Consider the following 6,618-nt stretch of genomic DNA (forward strand, 5'->3'; position numbering starts at 1 on the left):
GAGCGGGCACGGCTAACGCGTTTCCAGCAGCGCATCGACCAGATCGGCCAGGCTCGCCTCACAGCGCGCCTGCGGCGCCCGCGCCTCGTCCCCCGAGCGATACTTGCCTGAGCGAATCAGGCAGGCCTGCAGGCCGAGCTCCATGGCGGCGACCACGTCGCACTCCACATCATCGCCCACCATCAGCGCCTCACCGGGTGCCACGCCGATCTCTTCGAGCACGGCATGAAAGAAGTCGCTAGAGGGTTTTCCCAGCACCTTCGCCTCGATGCCGGCGGCGTATTCCAGGGCGCGCACGAAGGGCCCCGCGTCCAGGTGCAGGGCACCCGCCTGACGAAAGTAGCGATTGGTGCCCACCGCGAGCAACGGCGCCCCCTCCAGCAGCAGCCGGAAGGCCTCGTCGAGGTGGGCATAGTCCAGGCGCTGCTCGGCATCGCCGATCACCACCGCATTGGGCTCTCCGCGGGGAAGACCGGCAAACTCGGGTTCGAGCCGCTCGTGGATCAGCAGGTAGGGGCAGAGCCCACTACGCTCGAGATAGCGACGGATGGCCCCCGGCGCGGTGAACACCTGTTCAGTCGCCGGGGCGAAGCCCAGCCGCTGCAGCTCATCACACACCGCGGCCGAGGTCTTGCGCGAGGTGTTGGTCAGGAAGCGCAGCGCCAGGCCGCTGGACTGCAGCCGCGCCACCGCGTCCACGGCGCCGGGCAGGGCCTGCCCGTCCTCAGTCAGCACGCCACTGATATCGAGCAATACCGCCTTCAGCATCACTGTCTCTCCCCGTCGCTTCTCGGCAGGATTGACTCCATTGATGCCCGAGCGCGCGGCGCTGTCAATCCATACCCGGGAGCGTCTTCCCGGCAGGCCTCATGGGAGCGGAATACGCTCTGCATCGAGCAGCTAGCTCTCCCCCGTTCGTGCCAAGCCGCAGAGCCAGGAGGCTGGATCGAAAATCACTCTATTTATTCTTCATGTTTTGAATAAAAATACTGCTAATTACCACAATAATAGATTTATTATCTTAATTATCAGCGCATGACCGATTATCCGGGAAGTGCTGCTAAACTCCCTGCATGACAGGCTCTGCCCCGCGGCGGAGCTTTCTATATACATCCTATATACATCGGCAGGGAGACCTTCATGGCCCGCAATATCATCGTTCTTGGTGCCGGCATGGTCGGCGTATCAGTGGCCTGGCATCTGGTGCGTCGCGGTCATGACGTCACGCTGGTTGACCGCCGCGAGCCGGGGCTCGAGACCTCCTTCGGCAATGCCGGCATCATCCAGCGCGAGGCGGTGCGCCCCTACGCCTTCCCCCGTGATGTCGCTACCCTGCTACGGGTGGTGCCCAACCGCCAGGTGGACATCCGCTACCGCCCCACCGGCATGATGAGCGCGGCAGGCCCGCTGCTGAACTACTGGCTGAACTCTAGCGGTAAGCGCTACGAGCGCATCGTACGCGAGTGGGCATCGCTGATCATGCGCTGCCAGGATGCCCACGCGCCGATGATCGAGGCCGCCGGCGCCGAGGCGCTGGTGCGCAAGGGCGGCTGGCTGGAGCTTTACCGCACCCGCAAGGCGTTCGAGGAGCGCCAGGAAGAGGCCAGGGAGAACCACGAGCGCTTCGGGGTGGAGTATGAGGTGCTTGACGCCGAGGCGCTCTACGCCAAGGAGCCGTATCTGGGCAAGGGGCTGATCGGGGCGATCCTCTGGACGCAGCCCTGGATGGTCTCGGACCCGGGCGGCCTGGTGCAGGCCTACGCCCGCAGCTTTGCGGAACAGGGCGGCCAGGTGATGCAGGCCAGCGTCGAGGACGTGCTCCAGGTCGATGGCGGCTGGCGGGTCAAGACCAGCGAGGGGCCCCTGGAGGCAGATGAGGTTGTGGTGGCCCTGGGGCCCTGGGCCGGCGAGCTGCTGGGAAGGCTGGGCATGAAGGTGCCGCTGTTCGTGAAGCGCGGCTACCACATGCACTACTCCGCCGAAGAGGGGGCCAAACTCAACCACTGGGTGATGGACGCCGAGAAGGGCTTCCTGCTCGAGCCGATGCGCGCCGGGATTCGCCTGACCACCGGCGCCGAGCTTGCCGACCTGGACTCGCCACCCCAGTACAAGCAGCTGGCCGCCGCCGAGAAGGTGGCACGCAAGCTGTTCCCGCTGGGCAAGCGTCGCGACGGCCAGCCCTGGAAGGGAGCGCGGCCCTGCCTGCCCGACATGAAACCGGTGATCGGCCCGGCCCCCGACAAGGCGGGGCTGTGGCTCGCCTTCGGCCACGGCCATCAGGGCTTTACCCTGGGCCCGGCCACCGGCGAGCTGCTCGCCCAGATGATGGATGGCGAAGAGCCCGCGGTGGATATGACGCCGTTCCGCGTCGATCGCTTCTGAATGTGAGGATGGGATTATCCGATTGGTGAATGTGGGCCAGCGCACCGACACAGGTCGCAGGCCAGGTTAGCGTGACTCTAACTCTGAGTCCCGATGGCTCCATGGCGAGGCTCAGGCGTGGATACTCGCTATCCACAGGAGCACTCTCCAAGAGCAATCTCCATGAACAAGCACCAGATCGAAGACCTGAATCACGAGGAGTACCAGACAAATGTCGAATAACCCGATGAACATGATGTTCGCATGGATGAAGATCGCATCTTCCTACAACCAGATGATGCTTTCTTCCAGTGAGGTGATCGTCCGCCGCACCATGATGATGGCCAGCGGCACCATGACCCTGCCCGATGCCATGAACATGATGATGGAGAAAGGGACGATTTACGCCACGGCGACCGAGCGAGCGGCAGTGGCGATGGCCAGCGGCGCCGATCCCGCCAAGATCACCGCGGCAGCGCTGAAGCCCTACAGCACCAAGACCCAATCGAATGTGCTCAAGCTGCGCGGCTGAACGGAGCCAGTCCTCCAGCGGCAATCGATGCCAGGCAATCCCCACAGCAAGATCAGAAACGCAAAACCGCCACCCGGGATGATCCGTAAGTGGCGGTTTTTTTGTTCTTTTATCAATGTAGACGTGCTGGACCTGATGGGGCTCGAGGTAGTCGTGCGGCGCAATTGGCTACAGCACGCCACCTCACTGCCCTCAGCGCGGAGGGCTTGCCGCACCGATCTTGAACCGTTCGGTTGATGAGCCTATTATATCGGTATTGATATAGGATCACAGAGGCCAAGGAGGGCAGCGTGGCGCGGAAGAAACCCGTCGCATTCGTCGGAGACTCGAAGGACCGGCTGCGCGACTTCCCTCTGGACGCCAAGCGCGAAGCAGGGTTTCAGATCGACAAGGTTCAAGCTGGAGGACAACCAGACGACTTCCGCCCCATGCCAAGCGTTGGCCCTGGCGTCATGGAGATCCGCATCCGGGAAGACAATGGGGCCTTTCGGGTCTTCTATGTGGCTAACCGAGGCGATGCGGTATTCGTGCTCCACTGCTTCCAGAAGAAAACCCAGAAGACCGCCAAGAAAGACATCGACCTGGGCAAGCAGCGATACAAGGAGCTGCCCTAAGCCCGGCCACCAAGCGAGGTGACACCATGGCCATCGAGTATTATGACAGCGTGTGGGATGCCATCGAGGACACTCCCGAAGAGGCGCTGAACATGCGTCTGCGCTCCGAGCTCATGGCGAAGATCGCCGGCCGTGTCCGGGAGTGGGGCATCACTCAGAATGAGGCCGCGCACCGACTGGGCATCACCCAGCCTCGCCTCAACGACCTGCTGAACGGCCGCATCAACAAGTTCAGTCTGGACGCCCTGGTCAACCTGACGGGGCCGGCTCGCTTCCACCTCGAGCTGGCGATTGAGGACGAGAAAGAAGTGGCTGCCTGATTGTTACTCTCTAACTCGTTCGCAGCGCCTGCAGCACCAATCGCCGCTCCAGGCGTTCGTTCCAGCCGGTGGGCCGATCCAGCTCGAGCCGGGCCAGCAACGACCGTTCAGCGTCGCTGGCTTGGCCTGCACCCAGAGCGCCGAGCAGGGCCTTGAGCTTGCCGCGCCGGGTGGCGGTGCGCGCCTTGAGCTGCTTGAGGGCCTTGCCCAGGGTCAGCTCCTCGTCGGTAAAGTCGGTGCCAAAGGGAAACCGGGGGAAGACCTGCTCGCCCCCCATCTGCTCAAACTGCTGCGCCAACTGCTCCGGGGTGTTGTCCCGCCAGTGCGCGGGAACCTCGAAGTCGGCGGCCACTTTACCGGCGGACTTGGCCCGCGCCAGCAGCTCGGGCTGGAAACGCGCATCGGCAATGGCGATCAACGCCAGGCATACCTGCTCGTCAGAGCGGCCGCGCAAATCGGCGATACCGTATTCGGTGATCACGATATCGCGCAGGTGGCGGGGAATGGTGCAGTGGCCGTAGCTGAACACAATATTGGACTGGGCTGTGCCGCCGTCCTCCCGGGTACTGCGCAAGGTAATGATCGAGCGCGCCCCGCTCAGCTCGTGGGCCATGGCGACAAAATTGTACTGTCCGCCCACACCACTGATCACCCGGCCATCCTCCAGGCCATCGGAGACCACCGCCCCATCGAGGGTGCACAGCATGGCAGAATTGATAAAACGCGCGTGCTGGCGCTGGGCCACCTTGAGCCGCTGATCCCCGAAGCGGTGATCGTAGAGATCATTGATGTAGTTGACGCTGGTCATGTTGATGCGCGCGCGCTCGGCGTCGGGCAGCTCGCGCAGCTTGTCGTAGAAACGCCGAGGCCCTACATAAAAGCCGCCGTGCATCACCACACCCTTGGCCGCGCTGGGGTGGTCGCTGCTCTCGGGGTCGATCTCGCCCCGGTTGATCGCCTCCTGAAAATCGGCGTCCGCAAAGACCGGGCGCTTGAGCACACCGGCTTCCATCAGGTAGATAAAGCCATCCACCATCATCTCGCTGCAGCCATACAGACCCCGGCTGAAGGGCTGGGTGTCGCCCCACTGCTCGGCCACCGGAAACCGCCGGGCCACCTTTAGGTCCTGGTAAATCGCTTGCCAGCGGGCGTTGTCCCGATGGCGCAACAGGGTGCTGTGCACCAGCGCCGCCCCCAGGGAACCGATGCCGATTTGCAGCGTGCCGGCATCCTTCAGCAAACAACTGGCGTAGAAGCCGATCAGGTGATCTTCCGGCGAGATGGGCGTCTGGGGGGCACTGAACAGCGGGTAGTCGGTATCCGGGTTTTCCAGCAGCAGGTCGAACTCGCTACGCGCCACCGCCGCGTCATTACCCAGATACGGCAGGTGCCGATTGGTTTCCGCGACACAAACGGTGGCATAGGGCTGCGCGCGTAGCTGGGGTAACAGATCCAGGGTCAGGTCCGGGTTGCAGCTCAGGCTCACCGTCTCGCCCCGCTCATCGGGCGATACCATCTGACCGATCACGTTGATGCCCTGGGCCATTAAATCGCGCAGCGCGTGGGTGTAGTTGGTGCAGATATAGCGGCGCTGCTGGTCGGTGTTGTTCTTCAGGTTGCCGGCCTGGAAAAAGAATTCGGCCACCGTGACATTGTCCGGCAGGCGGTTGGCCTGGGCATCCCGGGCGTAGGCCAGCTCGGGGATATCGCCGTACAGGCGCTCGACAAAAGGTCCCAGGAAACGGCGCTCCAAGGAGGAGCTGCCCGCCGGTGCCAGCAAGGATAGAGCGGTGACGATATGCAGCTTGATCGTCGGATCACGCTGGGCGCGAGCATAGAGGGCGTTCACAAAACGCAGGGGTTTACCCAACCCCAGCGGCAGCCCCAACACAATGTTCTTGCCCACCCGATCGATGACCTGCTCCACGCACGCCTCAGCGTCCTGGTAACTCACCGGCTCGCCCATAGGCTGAACCCCATCCTTGGCTTCGATACGCTTCAAGCTAGCACATGAGGCACGACTCCCCTTCCCACCGAGTTCGCGAGAGGCATCCGAGACCGAAGGTTATCTGGCATCATGATGGAAAAGGTGAAGCTGAGGGGATTGCCTGAATGGACGACATAGCCGAACGGGCTGCGCTGTTCAGCAGAGCCGCACATCAAGCCGTTGGGCAACGACGCAAGTACAGCGGCGAGCCCTACTGGCACCACCCGCTGGCCGTCGCGGAGATCGTGTCAGCAGTCGAGACGGCGACACCGGAGATGATCGCCGCTGCCTTACTGCACGACGTGCTAGAGGATACCGGCGTTACGCTGACGGACATCGAGGAGTGCTTCGGCGAGCGGGTCGCCATCCTGGTCAACGAACTGACGGATCAATTCATCGATCCGGAAATCGGCAACCGTACCCACCGCAAGGCGCTGGAGCGGGACAGGCTGGCGGAGATTTCCCCCGAAGCGCAGACCATCAAGTACGCCGACCTGATCGACAACACCGGCAGCATCGTCGCACGAGACCCTGGCTTCGCCCGGGTCTATCTGGCCGAGAAGCGCCAACTCCTGGAAGTGATGGCAGGGGGTGACCAGAAGCTGAGGCGCAAAGCATGGAGCGTATTGATTGAAGGTGAGGCAAAGGTTCGCGGAGCAGCATTGAAAGCTGGTACTTCGAAGCGCTAACTAGATCAGCTAGCGGCCATTGGACTTCCCCCACCCCAGTGGACACGCATCGATAACTCCCCAGCAGGAGAGAACCGATGCCCGAGATGATCACGGGGAAGAAAACGCAACGCTA

General features: G+C 62.8%; 7 protein-coding genes. 5 read left to right on the plus strand and 2 right to left on the minus strand.

Annotated features, from left to right (window positions below):
* Positions 1-12: 12 nt before the first annotated feature.
* Complete coding sequence (locus LY622_RS19760; protein WP_234292446.1) at positions 13-768, minus strand: TIGR01458 family HAD-type hydrolase; 756 nt, start codon at positions 766-768, stop codon at positions 13-15.
* A 372-nt stretch (positions 769-1,140) separates the two neighbouring features.
* On the opposite strand from LY622_RS19760, the gene LY622_RS19765 reads away from it, so the two are divergent.
* The 4 genes from LY622_RS19765 to LY622_RS19780 all read left to right on the plus strand — a co-directional run bounded on the left by LY622_RS19765 (position 1,141) and on the right by LY622_RS19780 (position 3,827).
* Positions 1,141-2,382 (plus strand): NAD(P)/FAD-dependent oxidoreductase, encoded by a 1,242-nt coding sequence (locus LY622_RS19765; RefSeq protein WP_234292447.1) that lies wholly within the window; start codon positions 1,141-1,143, stop codon positions 2,380-2,382.
* A 211-nt stretch (positions 2,383-2,593) separates the two neighbouring features.
* Positions 2,594-2,893 carry a hypothetical protein gene (locus LY622_RS19770; RefSeq protein ID WP_234292448.1) on the plus strand — a complete coding sequence of 100 codons (300 nt, stop codon included), beginning with the start codon at positions 2,594-2,596 and terminating at the stop codon, positions 2,891-2,893.
* Between the two features lie 290 nt (positions 2,894-3,183).
* Positions 3,184-3,507, plus strand: coding sequence for a type II toxin-antitoxin system RelE/ParE family toxin (locus LY622_RS19775; protein WP_114572305.1), 324 nt, complete (start codon positions 3,184-3,186; stop codon positions 3,505-3,507).
* Positions 3,508-3,533: 26 nt separating this feature from the next.
* Positions 3,534-3,827 carry a helix-turn-helix domain-containing protein gene (locus LY622_RS19780; protein WP_234292449.1) on the plus strand — a complete coding sequence of 98 codons (294 nt, stop codon included), beginning with the start codon at positions 3,534-3,536 and terminating at the stop codon, positions 3,825-3,827.
* A gap of 10 nt (positions 3,828-3,837) precedes the next feature.
* Here LY622_RS19780 and LY622_RS19785 read toward each other — a convergent pair whose 3' ends face one another.
* The gene (locus tag LY622_RS19785) at positions 3,838-5,829 is read right to left on the minus strand and encodes an acetyl-CoA hydrolase/transferase C-terminal domain-containing protein (RefSeq protein ID WP_234292450.1); all 1,992 of its coding nucleotides are present in this window, start codon (positions 5,827-5,829) and stop codon (positions 3,838-3,840) included.
* Between the two features lie 110 nt (positions 5,830-5,939).
* Between LY622_RS19785 and LY622_RS19790 the strand changes: the two genes are divergently transcribed.
* Positions 5,940-6,503: an HD domain-containing protein gene (locus LY622_RS19790; RefSeq protein WP_234292451.1), complete on the plus strand. Its 564-nt coding sequence runs from the start codon at positions 5,940-5,942 to the stop codon at positions 6,501-6,503.
* Positions 6,504-6,618: the final 115 nt, after the last annotated feature.

It is taken from the genome of Halomonas alkalisoli, from assembly GCF_021412585.1.
In the GTDB taxonomy this organism is placed as follows: domain Bacteria; phylum Pseudomonadota; class Gammaproteobacteria; order Pseudomonadales; family Halomonadaceae; genus Halomonas; species Halomonas alkalisoli.